Origin of the sequence: Rhizobium sp. CCGE 510 (genome assembly GCF_000292525.1) — a bacterium.
Taxonomy (GTDB): domain Bacteria; phylum Pseudomonadota; class Alphaproteobacteria; order Rhizobiales; family Rhizobiaceae; genus Rhizobium.
This window is the reverse complement of sequence record NZ_AEYF01000034.1, coordinates 1-17,842: the sequence shown is the minus strand read 5'-3', so window position 1 is coordinate 17,842 and position 17,842 is coordinate 1. Positions and strand designations below refer to the sequence as shown.

At 61.7% G+C, this 17,842-nt stretch carries 19 protein-coding genes; 8 read left to right on the top strand and 11 right to left on the bottom strand.

Going from position 1 to position 17,842, the window contains the following annotated elements; translation table 11 throughout:
• Nucleotides 1–70: 70 nt before the first annotated feature.
• The 8 genes from RCCGE510_RS16195 to RCCGE510_RS16160 form a co-directional block, all read right to left on the bottom strand.
• Entirely contained in the window at nt 71–1,045 is a 975-nt protein-coding gene (locus tag RCCGE510_RS16195) for a threonine/serine dehydratase (protein ID WP_007631597.1), read from the bottom strand.
• Between the two features lie 126 nt (nt 1,046–1,171).
• Nucleotides 1,172–2,908: a gamma-glutamyltransferase gene (gene ggt / locus RCCGE510_RS16190; protein ID WP_007631595.1), complete on the bottom strand. Its 1,737-nt coding sequence runs from the start codon at nt 2,906–2,908 to the stop codon at nt 1,172–1,174.
• Nucleotides 2,909–3,030: 122 nt separating this feature from the next.
• Nucleotides 3,031–4,086 carry an alpha/beta hydrolase gene (locus RCCGE510_RS16185; protein WP_007631593.1) on the bottom strand — a complete coding sequence of 352 codons (1,056 nt, stop codon included), beginning with the start codon at nt 4,084–4,086 and terminating at the stop codon, nt 3,031–3,033.
• A 116-nt stretch (nt 4,087–4,202) separates the two neighbouring features.
• Complete coding sequence (locus RCCGE510_RS16180) at nt 4,203–4,817, bottom strand: hypothetical protein (RefSeq protein WP_007631591.1); 615 nt, start codon at nt 4,815–4,817, stop codon at nt 4,203–4,205.
• Nucleotides 4,818–4,927: 110 nt separating this feature from the next.
• Entirely contained in the window at nt 4,928–5,053 is a 126-nt protein-coding gene (gene ykgO, locus RCCGE510_RS16175) for a type B 50S ribosomal protein L36 (RefSeq protein WP_003566454.1), read from the bottom strand.
• Nucleotides 5,054–5,217: 164 nt separating this feature from the next.
• Nucleotides 5,218–6,294, bottom strand: a complete 1,077-nt coding sequence (locus tag RCCGE510_RS16170; RefSeq protein WP_007631586.1) for a 5-(carboxyamino)imidazole ribonucleotide synthase — start codon at nt 6,292–6,294, stop codon at nt 5,218–5,220.
• Entirely contained in the window at nt 6,291–6,785 is a 495-nt protein-coding gene (gene purE / locus RCCGE510_RS16165) for a 5-(carboxyamino)imidazole ribonucleotide mutase (protein WP_037078966.1), read from the bottom strand. Before purE ends, RCCGE510_RS16170 begins: the two co-directional genes overlap by 4 nt.
• A gap of 17 nt (nt 6,786–6,802) precedes the next feature.
• Nucleotides 6,803–7,006 (bottom strand): YdcH family protein, encoded by a 204-nt coding sequence (locus RCCGE510_RS16160; RefSeq protein WP_007631581.1) that lies wholly within the window; start codon nt 7,004–7,006, stop codon nt 6,803–6,805.
• 228 nt (nt 7,007–7,234) lie between these two features.
• On the opposite strand from RCCGE510_RS16160, the gene RCCGE510_RS33485 reads away from it, so the two are divergent.
• Nucleotides 7,235–7,408 carry a DUF465 domain-containing protein gene (locus RCCGE510_RS33485; RefSeq protein ID WP_007631579.1) on the top strand — a complete coding sequence of 58 codons (174 nt, stop codon included), beginning with the start codon at nt 7,235–7,237 and terminating at the stop codon, nt 7,406–7,408.
• A gap of 206 nt (nt 7,409–7,614) precedes the next feature.
• On the opposite strand, the gene RCCGE510_RS16150 is transcribed toward RCCGE510_RS33485, so the two are convergent.
• Together RCCGE510_RS16150 and RCCGE510_RS16145 are read right to left on the bottom strand one after the other, a co-directional pair.
• Entirely contained in the window at nt 7,615–7,875 is a 261-nt protein-coding gene (locus tag RCCGE510_RS16150; protein WP_003542830.1) for a metalloregulator ArsR/SmtB family transcription factor, read from the bottom strand.
• 120 nt (nt 7,876–7,995) lie between these two features.
• Nucleotides 7,996–8,760, bottom strand: a complete 765-nt coding sequence (locus tag RCCGE510_RS16145; RefSeq protein ID WP_007631576.1) for a sulfite exporter TauE/SafE family protein — start codon at nt 8,758–8,760, stop codon at nt 7,996–7,998.
• 107 nt (nt 8,761–8,867) lie between these two features.
• Here RCCGE510_RS16145 and RCCGE510_RS16140 point away from each other — a divergent pair, with 107 nt between their 5' ends.
• Both RCCGE510_RS16140 and RCCGE510_RS16135 read left to right on the top strand, forming a co-directional pair.
• Nucleotides 8,868–9,521, top strand: coding sequence for a thiamine phosphate synthase (locus tag RCCGE510_RS16140; RefSeq protein ID WP_007631574.1), 654 nt, complete (start codon nt 8,868–8,870; stop codon nt 9,519–9,521).
• Nucleotides 9,522–9,531: 10 nt separating this feature from the next.
• The gene (locus RCCGE510_RS16135; protein WP_037078949.1) at nt 9,532–10,614 is read left to right on the top strand and encodes a tetratricopeptide repeat protein; all 1,083 of its coding nucleotides are present in this window, start codon (nt 9,532–9,534) and stop codon (nt 10,612–10,614) included.
• A 112-nt stretch (nt 10,615–10,726) separates the two neighbouring features.
• Here the strand turns inward: RCCGE510_RS16135 and RCCGE510_RS16130 are convergent, their stop codons facing one another.
• Entirely contained in the window at nt 10,727–12,469 is a 1,743-nt protein-coding gene (locus RCCGE510_RS16130; RefSeq protein ID WP_007631563.1) for a methyl-accepting chemotaxis protein, read from the bottom strand.
• A 341-nt stretch (nt 12,470–12,810) separates the two neighbouring features.
• Between RCCGE510_RS16130 and RCCGE510_RS16125 the strand changes: the two genes are divergently transcribed.
• The 5 genes from RCCGE510_RS16125 to RCCGE510_RS16105 are packed head-to-tail and all read left to right on the top strand — an operon-like array spanning nt 12,811 to nt 17,791.
• Entirely contained in the window at nt 12,811–13,140 is a 330-nt protein-coding gene (locus RCCGE510_RS16125) for an STAS domain-containing protein (RefSeq protein WP_037078945.1), read from the top strand.
• Complete coding sequence (locus RCCGE510_RS16120; protein WP_007631558.1) at nt 13,137–13,505, top strand: response regulator; 369 nt, start codon at nt 13,137–13,139, stop codon at nt 13,503–13,505. Before RCCGE510_RS16125 ends, RCCGE510_RS16120 begins: the two co-directional genes overlap by 4 nt.
• Complete coding sequence (locus RCCGE510_RS16115) at nt 13,502–15,553, top strand: chemotaxis protein CheA (protein ID WP_007631556.1); 2,052 nt, start codon at nt 13,502–13,504, stop codon at nt 15,551–15,553. The genes RCCGE510_RS16120 and RCCGE510_RS16115 overlap by 4 nt, the downstream gene beginning before the upstream one ends.
• A complete protein-coding gene (locus tag RCCGE510_RS16110; protein WP_007631550.1) occupies nt 15,550–16,053 on the top strand; it encodes a chemotaxis protein CheW in 504 nt (167 codons plus the stop codon). The genes RCCGE510_RS16115 and RCCGE510_RS16110 overlap by 4 nt, the downstream gene beginning before the upstream one ends.
• A 31-nt stretch (nt 16,054–16,084) precedes the next feature.
• Nucleotides 16,085–17,791, top strand: a complete 1,707-nt coding sequence (locus RCCGE510_RS16105; RefSeq protein WP_007631549.1) for a methyl-accepting chemotaxis protein — start codon at nt 16,085–16,087, stop codon at nt 17,789–17,791.
• Nucleotides 17,792–17,842: the final 51 nt, after the last annotated feature.

Sequence of the window (17,842 nt, the reverse complement as noted above, 5' to 3'; positions counted from 1 at the left end):
GCGGCCTCACGGTCGCCGAGGAGTAATGGGGTATTCAAAGTTCGGAGCCGACCTCTGCCGGTGCGACGTCTCAGCCGAAGCGTTCGAGCGCCATGGCGAAGATATCGGAATCGACGTTACCGCCCGAGGTAACGGCGACGACCGTGTCGCTTTCCAGCGCTTCGCCATGAAAGAGGGCGGCAGCAAGCGCCACCGCACCGCCGGGCTCGACGGCGATCTTCAACCGGGTGAAAGCCAGCGCCATGGCGCGCAGCGCCTGATCGTCGGTGACGACGATGCCGGCGCCGGCGAGACGCTTGAGGATCGGGAAGGTGATGTTACCAGGCTGCGACGTGAGGATCGCATCGCAGATCGAGCCTGCTATCGACGCATTGCGTTCGATCCGGCCGGAGGCAAGCGAACGGGTGGTGTCGTCGAAATCCTTGGGCTCGCAGGGTCGGACGCGAAAGCCGGGGGCGCTGGCTTCGAGAGCGAGCGCAATGCCGGAGGTCAATCCGCCGCCGCCGCAGGGAACGAGGACCTCGGCTGACGTCACGCCCTCCTCTTCCGCCTGCTCGGAAATCTCCAGACCGGTCGTGCCCTGACCGGCGATCACCAACGGTTCGTCGAAAGGTTTGATCAGCGTCAGGCTACGTTCGGCCGAAAGCCTCGCGCCGATCTCGTCGCGATCCTCGTTGACACGATCGTAGAGGACGACGTCGGCGCCGAAGGCGCGGGTGTTGGCGATCTTCAGCTTCGGCGCATCGCTCGGCATGATGATGACCGAGGGCACATTGTGCAGCTTGGCGGCAAGCGCGACGCCTTGGGCATGGTTGCCGGAGGAGAAGGCGATGACGCCCTTTGAGCGCACGGCCGGATCAAGGCCGGAGACAGCCGACCAGCCACCGCGAAATTTGAACGAACCGGAATGCTGCAGGCATTCGGCCTTCACGAACAGGCGCCGGCCGGCGATTTCGTTGAGGAAGGGGGAGGAGAGAAGCGGCGTACGCCTGATATGACCGCGCAGACGGGCGCGGGCGGCGACAATCATTTCAATGCTGACCATTCTGGAATCGTCCTGCTTGCGGGTTCGCTCATGCTTAGGGCGCGGCAAGCCAATTGTGAACGGCGACTTTGTCACCGTGACACGAATGGTGCATCGCGCTTGCCGCTCGCTGCGATCGGCCGACCGTCAGTAGCCGTTCGCCGAACCCTCCGCCGCACGGCTGTCCATGGCCCCATTATACCGCGCACCGCCGCCCTTCTCGATCGCGGCGAGGCTTTTGCCACCGACGAGGATGCCGGCGGCCTGGCCCCAGAGCGGCGCGTCGTTGCCGCCATCGAAGCTGTAGCCCATGGCGGCGAGAGTTTTTTCCGTATCGGGCGACAGTGCATAGGGTTCGAGATAGACCTTGTCGGGCTGCCATTGATGGTGGATACGCGGCGCGTTCACCGCCTGGCTGATATCCATGCCAAAATCGACGACGTTGAGGATCGCCTCCAGCGTAATGGTGATGATGCGCGAGCCGCCGGGGCTGCCGATCACCATGAATGGCTTGCCATCCTTGGTGACGATCGTCGGGCTCATCGAGGAGAGCGGTGTCTTTTTCGGGGCGATGGCATTCGCCTCTCCCTGCACGAGGCCGTAGAGGTTCGGCACGCCGGGCTTGGAGGTGAAATCGTCCATCTCGTTGTTGAGCAGGACGCCAGTGCCCGGCGCCACGACGGCGGCGCCGAACAAGCCATTCAGCGTATAGGTGACGGCAACGGCATTGCCCTCGTCGTCGATGATCGAATAATGCGTCGTTTCGGTGCTTTCCTTGCCGCCGAGCGGCTTCAGGTTGACCGAAGTGCCGGCCTTGTAGGGATCGATCTTGCCGTCGATTTCCTTGGCATAGGCCTTGTCGATCAGCTTTGCGACCGGGTTGTCGACGAAATCGGGGTCGCCGAGCGCAGCATTGCGATCGACGTAGGCATAACGCATGGCCTCGACCATGACATGCACGGTGTCGGCTGAACCGTAGCCGAGGTAGGAAAGCGGGTAACCTTCGAGAACGTTGAGGATCTCGCAGATGATGACGCCGCCGGAGGAAGGCGGCGGCGAGGAGATGATGTCGTAGCCGCGGTAATTGCATTCGACCGGCTTCAACTCACGCACGGCATATTGCTCGAAATCTTGCCTGGCGAGGATGCCGCCCTTGGCCTGGCTTGCCTTGACGATCGCCTCGGCCGGCGCGGCCTTGTAGAAGGCGTCCGGACCCTTTTCGGAAATACCTGCCAGGACCGCGGCAAGGTCGGGCTGCTGGAGCTTTTCGCCTGATGCAAAAGGTTTGCCATCGGATTTCAGAAAGATTTTCGCCGCCGCCTCGTCCTTGGCGAGACGCTTGGCGTTGCCGGCGAGGCTTGCGGCGTCGCCCTGTTCCAGCGTGAAGCCCTCCGTGGCGAAGCGGAGTGCCGGTGCGATCAAATCCTGGCGTGACTTCGTCCCGTATTTCTCGCGGGCGGTTTCGAAGCCCATGACGGAGCCGGGTACGCCGACGGCAAGATAACCGTCGAGGCTGGCGCGCGGCACGATATCGCCCTTGGCGTCGAGATACATGGTCTTCGTGGCGGCCAGCGGCGCACGTTCGCGAAAATCGAGGAAGGTCTTCGTGCCGTCCTTCAGGCGGATGGTCATGAAGCCGCCGCCACCGAGATTGCCGGCCGAGGGATAGACGACCGCCAGCGCATAACCGACGGCGACCGCCGCATCGACGGCATTGCCGCCGCCCTTCAGCACCTCGACGCCGACATCGGTGGCCAGATGCTGGGCGGTGACGACCATGCCGTGCTCGGCTTCGACGGGGGCAGGCGAGGCGGCGAGCGCCGAGGTCAGGCTCAGCGACAGGGCTGATATGACGGAGATCATCCCGATATGCAGGCGGCCCATGATTTCCCCTCCGATGGACAGTGATGGAAGACATATGGGGCTGCGGCAGCCCGAGGCAATGCAAGCGATAGGCTTTATGCCAAGTAGCTCCGCGACTTTTCGCAGGTGGCGAAGCCGGAAGGTCAGGCGCCGCGCAGGATGCCCGGCCTCGGCGACGCCACGGTTGCGACCGTATGATCGCGTGATGCGGCGGCGAGCCTCTCTTCGGCCCTGCGGGCGATCGCCTGCAGGTCGCGTGGCTTGCCGGCGATCCTCTCGATGGCGGCGATGGCGACATCGGTTGCGAGATAATCCGGCTTGTGGCCCACACCGCGAACGGTAATGAGCTCGGAACCTGTTATATCGCGGGCCAGGCCGCGCGAATGCAGGTGCTCCCAGACAATCTCGTCGCTGTCGCCTGTTATGATAACCGTCGGCGCGGTGATCCGCGCATAGAGCGGCGACTGTTCCTTTACATAGGCAAGCAGTCTTTTAAAATCGTCCGCGTTGCTGTGGAAAGCGTTGGGTCGCAGCACCAGCGACGGACCGGTCTTTTCGATGTAATCAGCCGGGCGTGGATTGGGGCGGAAAATATTCAGCGTGCCACGTTCCACCCGGCGGAGCCCGAGGGGCACGACGATCGCGTGGTTGAAGAGCCAGCCGAGGACCGGCACGGTCGCGACGTGATAGTACCAGTCGATGCCGCCCGGCCAAGGGTGGGTGGCGGGTGCGAGGAAGAGAAGGCCTGATGTCTTGTCGGGGTGACGCAGGGCGAAGGCGGCGGTGATCGCACCGCCGAAGGAATGGCCGACGATAACCGCCCTTTCAATGCCGCGTCTTTCCATCAGCCGGGCGATCGCATCGGCCTGACCGGAGGGAACCGCGTTATCAGGACCGCCGCGTTCGGAATAACCGTGGCCGGGGCGATCGACGAACAGCATTTCCGCTCGGCCTTCGAGGGCGGCGCGGAAGGCAACGACCTGGTCGAGCAGGTTGCCGCTGGCGCCGTGAATGAAGACGAGCGCCGGCAGATCGGCATTTTCGGGACGCTCGATATGGACGGCGTTCATCCGGTAGCCGCCGACATCCGTCAGTTCGCCGATATTCGGATAGGCATATTCGAATTGCCGCGCCTTATAGGAGGAGTAACCGATGGCGGCGGCGAGCGGAGCAAGAAGAGCGGAAACTTCTGCAAACATGATCTTAACGGCCGATCGTTGCGGCGGCTTTGCCGAGAGCGGACACGCTGCATCGTTTCCCGTCCACTGTTCTAAATTGCGCGGCTTGGCCGGAGGTCAAGATCGGCGAGCCGAGATCAGGTGCGGTTGCCGGCGAGTTTTTCCGCAAGCGTGTTGACCTGTTCCTGTGCTGTGCGCTCGGCGGGATAGACATCGAGGAAACGCTCCCACGCCTTCAAGGTCAGTTGGTCGTTGCCGGAACTGCTGAGGATCGCCGCCATGCCGGAGAGCGCACCGAAATGGCGCGGCTCGAGATCGAGCACGTGTTCGATGTCGGACATCGATTTGCGGTAATTGCCCATGACGAAGTTCAGCGTGGCGCGACGGTTCCAGCTTTCGGCATAATCGGGCTTCAGCGCGATCGCCTCATCGAGGAAATCGAGGGCGGCGGGATTGCGCTTTTCCTCGATTGCCTTGTCGGCCCACTGCATCAGCAGATTGACAGTGGCGCTGCCGGAATCGTTCCATTCCATGCGGATTTCATTGGCGATGCCGTTGGCCTTGTCGGGGTCGCGCTCGCGTTTCAGCTGGCTGAAGAGCTGGTCGAGGTGCTGCTTCGGCGAATTGTTGACATCCGCCTGCTCGACGATAACGCCCTTTTCCGCCGCAGTGGCCGGAAAGGCGGAGGTGAGGAAGATGAAGGCGAGCGGCAGCGCCGCTGACGTCAAAGCAAAAAAGCGCATGGCGGACATATTAGCCCGCCAACGCCGAAGATCAAACAAATTTGCCGTGATCACCGCAGCGACCCACCGGATATATCTGCCGGCAAAACTGCGCGGCATGGCGATCCGGGCGCGCGAAATCAGCCCTGACGAGCCTTGAAGCGCGGGTTCAGCTTGTTGATGATATAGATGCGGCCCTTGCGGCGAACCAGACGGTTGTCACGGTGACGAGCCTTGAGCGACTTGAGCGAATTCTTGATCTTCATTTTTCTGATCCGCGATCTCTAGGGGGGAATTCACATTCGCCCGTATCTTTAACAATCAAAAGCGCGCCATCGGGCGCGCTGTTTAGGTGGGGGAGCAGATACCCCGTCACCTTTTCCGTGTCAACCGCATGACGGTGTTTTTCCCAAGGCGCAAAGGTGTTTTCTCAGGCCAAATTCGGCGATTTCGGCGTCAAGGTGGTGACATGACCCATCTTGCGGCCGGGGCGCCATTCGGTCTTGCCATAGAGATGAACCAGCGTATCGGCGCGCTGCAGCCAATCGGGAACGGCCAGGATATCGTCGCCGATCAGGTTCTGCATGACGCAGTCGGAATGACGTCCAGCGTCTCCCAAAGGCATTCCGGCAACGGCGCGGATATGCTGCTCGAACTGGCTGACGACGCAGGCGGCTTCCGTCCAGTGACCGGAGTTGTGGACACGCGGCGCCATCTCGTTGGCAATCAGGCCGCCATCGGCAAGCACGAAGAATTCGATGCCGATGACGCCGACATAGTTCAACGCTGCGAGAATCGTTTCGGCCGATCGGCGCGCTGCGTCCGCCGTCGTCGGCGAGATTGTAGCGGGAACCGTCGAGGTGTGCAGGATGCCGCTGCGATGGACATTCTCGGCGGGATCGAAGCAGACGACCGTACCGTCCGTGGCGCGGGCGGCAATAATCGAGACCTCGCGCTCGAAGGCGACGAAACTCTCCAGGATGAGCGGCACGCCGCCGAGTGCGGCATAGGCACCATCAGGGCTGTCGGCCACTGAGCGAAAAACCGTCTGGCCCTTGCCGTCATAACCGAGACGACGGGTCTTCAGCACGCCCTGGCCGCCGAAATCCTCAAGCGCCATTTCGAGATCGGCCTGGCTGTCGACCGTGTGGAAGCGGGCGGTGATTATGCCGCAGCCATTGAGAAAACGCTTTTCGACGAGGCGGTCCTGCGCGGCTTCCAACGCCTTCGGCGGCGGATAGACGGACACGCTTGCCGAGAGCGTTTCGGCGGCTTTAACGGGCACGTTCTCGAATTCGTAGGTGACGACATCGCAGACATCGGCGAGTTCGGCGAGTGCCGCAGGATCGTCATAGGCGGCGGTAATCTGCCGGTTGGCGAGCTGGGCGGCCGGGCAGTCCGTCTGCGGCTCGAGAATGATCGTGCGAAAATTCAACCTGGCGGCGGCGATGGCCAGCATGCGGCCGAGCTGGCCGCCGCCGATGATGCCGATCGTTTTTGCCGTCATAGGTCGTCCATCGGGTATTCCGCGACCGCAGCACTCTGGCGCTCGCGCCACTCGTCGAGCCGATCGGCGATTTCTTCGTCGGAAAGGGCAAGTACGGCGGCGGCGAGAAGGGCAGCGTTAACCGCGCCGGCCTTGCCGATGGCGAGCGTTCCCACTGGAATGCCGGCCGGCATCTGCACGATGGAAAGAAGGCTGTCCTGGCCCGACATGGTTTTGGACTGGACCGGCACGCCGAAAACCGGCAGCGGCGTCATCGATGCAGCCATGCCCGGCAGGTGGGCTGCGCCGCCGGCGCCGGCGATGATGACCTTGAAGCCCTCCGCCCGCGCGCCCTTGGCAAAGTTGACCAGCCGGTCGGGTGTGCGGTGCGCCGAAATGATGCGCGCATCATAGGGGATTTCCAGCGCCTCCAGGGTGTCGGCGGCGTTCTTCATGGTCTCCCAGTCGGATTGGCTGCCCATGATGATGGCGACGGACGGTCTGTCTGTCATCATTGTTGCTATCCCCCTCAGGCGATGATGTCAGGGATGATCTGATCTTCCAGCTTGGAGAGCCTGTCCTTGATGACGAGCTTCTTCTTCTTCATGCGCTGCACCCGCAGTGCATCGCATCCGATCTGGATCATGGCGTTGATCGCGGCGTCGAAATCCTCGTGCTCCTGGCGCAGACGCGCCACGACGAGCCTGATTTCCGCCTGTTCCTGATCGGCCATATGCATTCCCCGTTATCGTCCCCGGACCTTGTCCGATCTGCCGATGATTTCCGCAAGCTCCTATCACCAAATACAGGTAACGGCTAGTTAGTCTTGATCATGAAATTGCCATCCAGTCTCCATCTTTTGGCCTTCGACAAGCCTTCAAAAATATGTCACAGTCCGCCGCGTTGACACCTTGATCCCCGACGATGATGGCCGGGGAGGGTAAGTGGAAGGAAGGGTCAAATGACAGTTCAAGCTCATCTTGAATCACTCCAGAAGAAGCATGTCGCTCTCGAGGAGGAGTTGCATACGCTCAGAACAGCTCCCTCTATCTCCGATACGGAAATTGCCGAATGCAAGCGCCGCAAGTTGCGCATCAAGGACGAGATTATGCGTCTCAAGTCATCCGTCCACTGATCTTCCCAAGGGTCGCCGGTCGATCATCTTGCGAACGAAAAGGTAAATCCATCCATTCCGCCTAAAATCAGCAAGAACCGGTGATTTCACACCAGATTTGCGCCAGTCCGATGCCTGCGGCATCGCGGCTGGCGCTTTTGGGTCGTCGGCTTCGAGCGGCGGTGCATTTTAGGAAATCGTGTCCCACAGTCTTGCGGGAGCAGGCATCAAGCCCAGAACTGATCCAGCCACAAATTAAGCTTGTCGAAGCCCCGGTTGTTGACCGTGTAGATGCGCTTCGTGCCTTCCGAGGTCACTGAGACGAGATTGCTATCGAGCAGCGCCTTCAGGTGTTGCGACACGGCCGGGCGGCTGATCGGCAGACCCTCGGCGAGTTCGTTGACCGTCCGTGGTGCGCGACGCAGTTCCTCCAGCAGAAACCGCCGGTTCGGATCGGCAATCGCAGAGAAAGGGTCCGTGTTCGACATGACGGGAAAGCTACGTCAAACCGGCCGCGTCAGCAAGAAAATTGTGCATTGCAGCGTGCTGCAGCGCCGCGCGTCTTTTGAGGCCCTCTAAGGGCGCTGTTACACTTAGCATTGCTGCCTCTACCAGCCAAAGCCTTCGCGCACGATCAGGAAAGCGGCGATCAGGGCCATCGCATACATGAACGGATAAAAGATCGCCGGCTTCATGCGGCGCACGCACCAGGCGCCGGCAATGGTGGCGAGCGGAGCGAAGGGAAGAAGCGTCGCGGAGGTCGCGAGGTTCTGGGTGTCGAGCTGGCCGAGCGCGAAATAAGGGATCAGCTTGATGGCGTTGAGGATCGCGAAGAAGCGCACACTGGTGCCGGTATATTCGCGCGGCTGTAGCTTGAGCGGCAGCGCATAGATCTGGAAGGGCGCACCGCCCGCATGGGCGACGAAACTGCCATAACCGGAAAATGTGCCCCAGAGGCCGGCGGCCACCGGCCGCTGGCCGCGCGGCGGGATTACCTTGCCGGCGCCCGGGCCGAAGTTGTTCCAGAAATAGCGCAGGCAGAAGAGAATGGTCACCGCGCCGATGACGATGCGCAGAATATTGCCCGGAACGAGCGCCGAAGTCGCCCAGCCCAGCCCGATGCCGAAGATTGCACCCGGCAGCATGATCTTCAGCGTCGCCCAGTCGCCATGTCTGCGCCAGATGACGAGCGAGATCATGTCCATGAACACGAGGATCGGCAGCAGGATCGCCGCCGCCTCGACCGGCGAGACGACGAGGGCGAGGAATGGCAGGCCGATCAGCGACAAAGCGTCGCCCATGCCGCCCTTTGCGAGGCCCACCAGCAGAACGGCGGGCACGGCGGCGTAGTAGAATGACAAATCCTGCGGCATGCTTTCGACGTCCTCCTCTTGCAAGCCTCGTCTAACGGAACTACTCACACAAAACGAGTGCGGATCCCTCCTTTCGAAGGGGAATTCGCAGGAAACGGAAAGACCTCATGACCGAACCGGAAAACCGCTGCCGCCTTGTGCTCATCGCACCCGATATTGCCGATGCCGATGAACAGGCAAGGATCGTTGCCGACGCGCTGAAGGGCGGCGATGTCGCCTCGGTGATCGTGCCGCAATACGGGCTCGACGATGGCACCTTCCAGAAACATGCCGAAAAGCTGGTGCCGCTGATCCAGGGTGCCGGAGCGGCCGCGCTGATTTCAGGCGACAGCCGCGTGGCGGGACGGGCAAAGGCCGATGGCTTGCATCTTTCCGGCAATGCCGAGGCACTTTCGGAAGCGATCGACAAACATGCACCGAAGCTGATCATCGGCGGCGGCAACGCGGCCGACCGCCACCATGCGCTTGAGATCGGCGAAGTCAGGCCGGACTATATCTTCTTCGGCAAGCTCGACGGCGATATCAAGCCGGAGGCGCACCCGAAAAACCTTGCGCTCGGCGAATGGTGGGCCTCGATGATCGAGATCCCTTGCATCGTCATGGGCGGCACTGATCCTGCCTCGGCGCTTGCCGTCGCCGAGACCGGAGCGGAGTTCGTGGCGCTACGGCTGGCAATTTTCGGCGAGCCCACCCGGGCGCCATCGATTGTAGCCGAAGTCAACGCGTTGCTTGACGAAAAAGCGCCACGGTTTGAGGATTGAAATCGCGCTCATGCCGATCCGGACCGCCCCCCTGTTGAAATTTATCCTTGCCAGCATGGCCGCCCTCGTTGCGGCCGGGCCGGATGTCGTCTTGGCGCAGGCCAGCGACAGCGTCATCGGCCAGCCAGGCTCAGCGCCGGCTTCGACCTTCCGCACCGACCGGCCCTCCGGCCCGGTCGTGCGGCCCTCCGATGGTGTCGGCGTGTTCGACCGCATGGGCGCGAAGCTGCCTGACCTGCCGCCGGAGAAAGATTACAAGGGGCCGGTCGACGAGGCTTACGGCGCTTTCCAACGCGGTTATTACCTGACGGCTATGGATAAGGCGCTGCCGAGGGCTCAGCTCGGTGATGCGGCGGCGCAGACGCTGATTGGTGAAATTCTCTCGCAGGGCCTCGGCGTCAAGAAGGACGTGAAGAATGCGGCCTTTTGGTACGGCAAGGCGGCCGAAGGCGGCGATGCGGCGGCAATGTTCAAATATGCGCTGATCCTGATGGAGGGCGAGGGCGTGCCGCGCGACAAGGTCAAGGCCGACGACTACATGCGCAAGGCGGCCGAAGCCGGCAATCCTTCGGCGGAATTCAACTGGGCGCAGCTTCTCATTGCCGACAATCCCGGCGAGAAGGGGCTGAGGCTTGCACTGCCATTCTACGAGAAATCGGCCGAGCAGGGCATTGCCGATTCGCAATATGCCGTTGCGCAGATCTATGCGACGCTGAAGGACCTGCCAGAGGAAAAGAAACAGCTCGCCCGCGAGTGGATGGCACGTGCGGCGCGGGCCGGCTTCGACACAGCCCAGCTCGATCTCGGCATCTGGCTCGTCAACGGCGTCGGCGGACCGAAGGACTACGTCAAGGGCTTCGAATGGCTGAAACTTGCCGCCAATGGCGGCAACGTCGCGGCACAGAACAAGCTTGCCCACCTTTATATCAACGCCATCGGCACGGCGCCCGATCCGGTCGAGGCGGCGAAGTGGTACGTCCTGTCGCGCCGGGCCGGGCTCGCCGATCCGTCGCTCGAAGATTTCTATCTTGGCATCGAGGACGATCAGCAGAAAGCGGCGATCGAAGCGGCCAACAAGTTTCGGCGGCGATAGCGACAGTGTCCTAACTTGGTGCGTTGTATCAAATTCGAGTCATACGACGCGCTTTATCCTGTTGTATCTATGAATGTCTTGGGGATCGCTCAGCGCTTCCGGGCGACATGCTCTAGAAAAGCGCGCCCGCGAAAAGATCCTCGTCGTTTTCGGCTTTGGCGGTCTCGGCGGGAGCGGCGATGCTGTCTTCGCTCGCCGGGATGATGTTGCGGTGAATGTTGCGCGCATGGGCCATCGTGTAGTGTTTGAAGATCTTGCGATCGAGCGGCGCGATGACCTCACCGAGGTCGGAGATATCGGCGATATCGGTGCCGGCGACGCCTTCGAGCAGATCGGCGCAGCGGGCAAGGACTTCGCCTAGATCATGCTGGAAATCGAGCTTGCCGATCAACTGGCTGATTTTGGTGGCGACCTCGCGGCCGTTCTCGGCAAGCACCTTCAACTCGTTTTCCATCGCGTTGGCTGCAGAGCGGATATTGCCGACGGCCGACGTCAGGCTTTCTCCTAGGCCACTAGGCCCGGCGTCCGTGGCGGGGGCGACGCGCCCGGCCGCGGCTTCGAGCGCCGGCAGGCCGTTGACGATGGCGTCGGCGGAATCGTCGAGCTTGCCGGCGAAGATGCGCAGCTCGGCGGTAACGACATTGATCGACTTGCCTGCCTCGCCGAGGCGGGAGCAGCGCAAATTGGTGTTCAAAGCCATATAGTGGATGTCGGTCTTGACGGCGCGGATGTTGCCGATCGCCTCGAAGAGCTTGGCGGCGGTGCCGATCGTCGACTGGCTCACCTGGTCGGCCTGCCGGCTTGCCGTATCGACCTGCTTGACGATTTCGTGGGCGGCCGAAACGCTGGATTCCAGCGCCCGCATGAAGTTGCCGCCGGCCTCGCCGCTCTCGCCGCTCATCTGATCGCGCAGCTTGAGGATCTCCCGCATGTCGTGGTCGAAACTTGCTATCGTCTTGACGACGTTTTGAGAATCCCGCTGGAAATTTGCGCACATGTCGCTCATCTGCGCTGCGGTCAAATGGTGAATGATGTTCTGCAGGCGCTGGCGCGCGCTGGCGTCGAGTCTTGCGCCTTCCTCGCCGGCAAAGAAATCTTCAAGCAGCGAAAAGGTGGCCTGCACGTGCTCAATGCGTTGGCGGGTGATATCGCCGATCTGCAGGGCGGACAGCGTCGAAGCGACTTTGCTCTGGATGGCGCGGGCAATTGCGCCGACGTCGCGGGCGATGACGCCGAGATCTTTGCGGTGTTCGGCGATCTTGGCGGCATCATCGCGCAGGGCTCCGGCAACGGCCGGAACGGTATCGGCATAACCTTTTGACACGCTGGCGCCGAAGGAGGCGGCAAGCTTCACCTCCTTGTCGAGGCTGTCGAGATGGGTGGCGAAACGGTTGACCTCATCGGTGCCGGAATAGATGCGCTCCAGGATCTCCTGGGCGAAGCCGGCGAATTCGGCAAGGCCGGCACCGGTGATCTTCACGGTCACGGCGAAAGTTCTGAGATAACGCATCGTCTCCTGCATGTCGGAGACGTGTTTGCGCAACTCCCTGCCGGTATGCGCCAGCGAGACGAGCGCCTGCTGGCGGTTTTCCTCAGTGACCGGCAGAGCCGTCAGGCTCTCCACCGTGGCGCGGAGATCGGCGCTGGTGTCGCTCGTGTCCTTGTTGTCGAGTGTCGTGGTGACACTCTCGAGCGAGTTCAACAGGCGGTTGAGGACATCCATCACCGAAAGCAGCACTGTGCCGCCCTCGAGGAAACGCTCCTCGACCTGGCTGCGGGCGGATTCCAGGGTCTGGCTGATGTCCCGCCCTGACGTATAGGCTGCAGCGTTCGGCGATACCAGAGCGTGTGCCACTTTTATACCTTTTCTTAAATCACAGGCGATTTGACTCTCTTTTTACGGGCAGGATGGAAACGTCCGGTAAACGCGCCGGACTCGCCAGCGTTGTGATTAACGAAAGATGTGGATGCGCCAGCGGTCGAAACGTCACGGCCGGGAAATATGATTCAACATACTGTTTTTACTTTGCATTTTTCTAAATATTGAGAAAAAAATACAACTTATCCCGGATGAGAATTGGGAGTCCCGGGACTCGCTATACGGCAGTTTCATACAACCGCTGTTTACCCCGCATTAACGCTGCCGTGAGAGTCCTTTTAGGGCCATCAAGTATTTCTCTGGCCCAGGAGGCTGCATTGGATACTCATAAACAATATTACGAATCTATAAATTTGCCGGACGTTCTCAGCATTCGCAACGTTTCCGAACTATATTCTAATATTGTCAGCGAATTTCATAGCCGTGATACAATCATCATCAGCATTCCCGAAGGTGCGGAAGCGGATCTGAGTTTTGTTCAACTTATCGAATCCTCGCGTCGCCAAGCAAAATCCACCGGAAAGACGTTCAAGCTTTCTTCGCCGGCCAGTGGCTCGGTCCTGAAGGTACTTGAGCGCGCCGGTTTCATCGAATCCTTCGATCAAGAAGGCGCAAATTTCTGGTTGCATAAAGAGGTGACATTATGAGTGCAAATATCCTGACCGTCGACGATTCCGCCAGCATTCGTCTGACGACCAAGGTCACGCTGACCAATGCCGGCTATAGCGTCACCGAGGCGGTCAACGGGGCAGAGGGCTTGGCGACGGCCAAGGGGCGCAGCTTCGATCTGATCGTGACCGATCTGAATATGCCTGTCATGGACGGGCTGACAATGATCGAGGAGTTGCGCAAATTGCCGGCGCAGGCCGGCGTCCCGATAATCTTCCTGACGACGGAATCGGATGCTGATCTCAAGGCGCGCGCCAAGGCCGCCGGTGCGACGGGCTGGTTGACCAAGCCGTTCGACCCGGAAAATCTCGTGAAGATCGTGAAGAAGGTTCTCGGACGATGACGCCGCTCGATCCCGTTGCCGTATTCCGCACGGAGGCCGCCGAATGCCTCGAAGCGATCGAGGCCGGTCTTCTCGACCTGACTCACCAGCTCGACAACAAGGATCTCGTCGACGCCGTGTTCCGGGGGCTTCACACGCTCAAGGGATCCGGTGCGATGTTCGGTTTTGAGGCGCTCGCCGCCTTCACCCATCATTGCGAGACGGCCTTCGACCGCGTCCGCAAGGGCGAGGTCGCGGCGACCAGCGAACTCGTCGCCGCCGTTCTTGCCGCCCAGGATCATATGCGCGCCCTCGTCGACCAGCCGGACGCCGATCACGGCGATACCGGCAGCACGCTTCTGGCGCAGCTGCAGGCTGCCGTCGGCGGCAAGGAGGCGTCGCCTGCTGCAGCGGCGGCCGCTGCTCCCGCACCCGTCGCCACCCGCGAGGCAACGGCGAAGAAGAAGAACGGCTGGCGCATCCGCTTCAGCCTGCCCGCCAATTCGATGGCCAACGGCACCAACCCGCTCGGCCTGCTCGACGAGCTGCGCGATCTCGGCGAATGCACTGTGCGCGCCAACACCTCGGCCATCCCGCCTATCGACGAACTCACTCCGACGGAACTCCACATTTCTTGGGACGTGACGCTGATCAGCGAGCAGGACCGCTCGGCGATCGACGACGTCTTCATCTTCGTTCTCGATGACATGGAACTCAGCGTCGAGGATATCGATGGTGCGGCCGCGGCAACCGCCGCCCCGGTCGCGGAAAAGGCAGCAGCAGCTGCCGCAGCATCGGTACCGGCTGTTCCTGCATCAGCCGTCCCGGAGTTCCGTCCTGTCGAGGCGGTTCAGGCGAGGCGCGAGGCCCCCGCCGCCGTCAGCCAGGCGAAGGCAGCTGAAAACGTCCGCGTGCCGGCCGAACGTCTCGACGAGTTGATGGATCGCGTCGGCGAGCTCGTCATCGCCCAATCGCGCCTCAGCCAGCTCGCCAGCGCCAGCAGCGATATCGCGCTGCGCTCCGTTTCGGAGGAAATCGAACGCCTCTCCGGTGAATTGCGCGACACGATGATGGTGCTGCGCATGGTGCCGGTCGCCACCCTGTTCTCCCGCTTCCGCCGCCTCGTCCACGATCTCGCCCGCGAGACCGGCAAGGTGATCGAGCTGGTGACGGAAGGCGAAAGCACCGAGGTCGACAAAACGGTCATCGAGCGCCTGGCCGATCCGCTGGTGCATCTGGTCCGTAACTCGATCGATCACGGCCTCGAAACGCCTGCCGACCGCCTTGCCGCCGGCAAGACCGAAGCCGGCACGGTGACGCTTTTGGCCCGCCAGGCCGGCGGCGAGGTTATCATCTCGATCAAGGACGACGGTCGCGGCATCAATCGTGAACGGGTTCGCGCCAAGGCCGAATCCTCGGGCCTCATCCAGCCCGGCCAGCCGCTTTCCGATTCCGAGCTGCTGCAGTTGATCTTCGCTCCCGGCTTCTCGACGGCCGCGGCGATCACCAATCTGTCCGGCCGTGGGGTCGGCATGGACGTGGTCAAGAAGACGGTCGAAGCGCTTCGCGGCGCGATCGACATCGTCAGCCTGCCGGGGCAGGGTTCGGAAGTGTCGTTGCGCATCCCGCTGACCCTCGCCATCATCGATGGCCTGCTGGTGCGCGTCGGTTCCGGCCGCTACGTCATCCCGCTTTCGGCGGTCGAGGAATGCCTCGAACTGTCGCTCGAGGAAGATCTCCGCTCGCGCGGCCGCAGCTTCATCTCGCTGCGCGACAGCCTGGTGCCGTTCCTGCGTCTGCGCGATCTCTTTCGCACCGGCACCAAGCCCGACCTGCATCAGAAGGTCGTCGTCATTTCGACCGGCACGGAGCGCGTCGGCCTCGTCGTCGACCAGATCATCGGCGACCACCAGACGGTCATCAAGTCGATGTCGAAACTGCACAACAACGTCGCGACATTCTCGGGCGCCACCATTCTCGGCGACGGCAGCGTCGCTCTCATTCTCGACGTCGGGCACCTGGTTGCCGCGGGTCAGCAACAGGAGGCGCAAATGCGTGCAGCAGGATGAGGGCAACAGCCGAACGATTTGACAATCACTGGAGCTATGCCGAGGAAGTCGAGGTTCTGACCTTCGATCTCAACGGCGAAACCTTCGCGCTGGAAGCGGTCATCGTCCGGGAAATCCTGGACCTGCTTCCCGAGACTGCGGTTCCGGGCAGCCAGCCCTTCGTCGCCAGCGTCATCAACTTTCGCGGCAAGGTCATTCCGCTCGCCGATCTGCGTCTCGCCTTCGGGATGGAAGCCGCGGAAGCGACGATCGACAGCCGCATCATCGTCATCGAGATCAATCTGCAGGGCGAGGAGACTCTCGTCGGTCTCAGAACCGACAAGGTGAACGAGGTGACGACACTTGCAAAGACGGCGAGCGAGGCGCCGCCGAGCATCGGCATGCGCTGGCGCGCCGACTATATCAACTGCCTGGTGAAGAGGGGCGGAGAATTCATCATTCTTCCTAATCTGCAGGCGATTTTTTCATCGAAGCACGATGTGGCGGGAGCCGCCAACTGATGTCGGCTGAGTACAGGTTGGGGTTAAACCGATGCGATTGACCATCAAGACAAAACTGGTGACGGCGTTCACCTTCATCATTCTGATACTGGTGGGCACCGCCGCTTACGGTGTCCTCAGCCTTGGATCGTTGAATGACACGATCGACAATCTACTTTCCGGCCCGGCAGCCCGTCTTGATCTCGCTCAACAGATCAACATCGCCCAGTTGGAGGCAATTCGTCAGCAGAAGAACCTGCTGACTGCGCGTAACGCCGATGATATGGCCGGCGCGATCGAGAAGGGCAATCAGGCCCACAAGGAATTCGACGACGCCTTCCAGAAGGTACAAGCGCTTGCGACCGAAGAGGGCAAGGCGCGCTGGGCGCGTATCGCCGAACTTTCCCAAACCTTCGTTGCAGCCGACGAGCAGATCCGCGCCTATGTGAAGGCCGGCAATACCGATGGCGCAAACGATATCTCCGTCACGACGGCGCGCACCGCCGCCAATAATATCGACTCGACGCTCACCGAAATCCTGACGCTCGAAAAGCAGCGCATGAAAGCTGCCGACGATGGCGCCCAAACACAGTATGAGACGACGCGAACGATGATGGTCGCGGTCGCCGCCGTCGCCCTGTTGATTGCCGCCATCACAGCCTTCTGGATCGCCAGCACGATCAGCAAGGGCCTCAACCGTGCCAACACCGTGGTTCGCGAAGTGGCGGAAGGCGATCTGACGAAGATGGCCGAGATCACCAGCCGCGACGAAATCGGCGAGCTTCTCGGTAACGTCAACATCATGATCGAACGCCTGCGCGGCGTCGTCGCCGATGCGCTATCGGCTGCGGAGAACGTCTCTTCCGGCAGCCAGCAGCTTTCGGCGAGCTCCGAGCAGGTATCGCAGGGTGCTACCGAACAAGCTGCTTCGGCCGAAGAGGCCTCCGCTTCAATGGAGCAGATGGCCGCGAACATCAAGCAGAACGCCGACAACGCCGCGCAGACCGAAAAGATCGCCCGCCAGTCGGCCAAGGATGCGGAGATGAGCGGCGAAGCGGTGACGCGCGCGGTCGACGCCATGCGCACGATCGCCCAGAAGATCGGCATCGTCCAGGAGATCGCCCGCCAGACCGATCTCTTGGCTCTCAATGCCGCCGTGGAAGCTGCTCGTGCAGGCGAACATGGCAAGGGTTTTGCGGTCGTCGCCTCGGAGGTGCGCAAGCTCGCCGAACGCAGCCAATCGGCGGCCGCCGAAATCAGCTCGATGTCGAGCGACACGGTCAAGGCTGCCGCCGATGCCGGCGACATGCTTGGCCGGTTGGTGCCCGACATCCGCAAGACGGCGGAACTGGTCTCCGAGATCAGCGCCGCCTGCCGCGAACAGGATATCGGCGCCTCGCAAATCAATGAAGCGATCCAGCAGCTCGACAAAGTGACGCAGCAGAATGCCGGCGCCTCCGAGCAGATGTCGGCGACCTCCGAGGAGCTCGCCTCGCAGGCCGAAGAACTGCAGGCTTCGATCGCCTTCTTCAAGGTCGATACGGCGGGCGGGCGGCCCGTCGCCCACAAGGCGCAAGCCAACGCCTCGGCCAGGGCGATCAAGAGCCAACCCGCCGTCCGCAAGCCCGCCCCGCAGGCTCACAACCAGGGCCGTGGCCAGACGGTTTCGGCTCAGCAGCAGCGCCTCAAGGGCTTTGCTCTCGATATGTCGATGGGCGGTCCAGACGCCGGCGACGACGACTTCAGGGAGAGCGCATAAGCGCGCCCCTGGGGAGCGTGAATAAGCGCCTAGCTGTTTAGTCCCGGCATT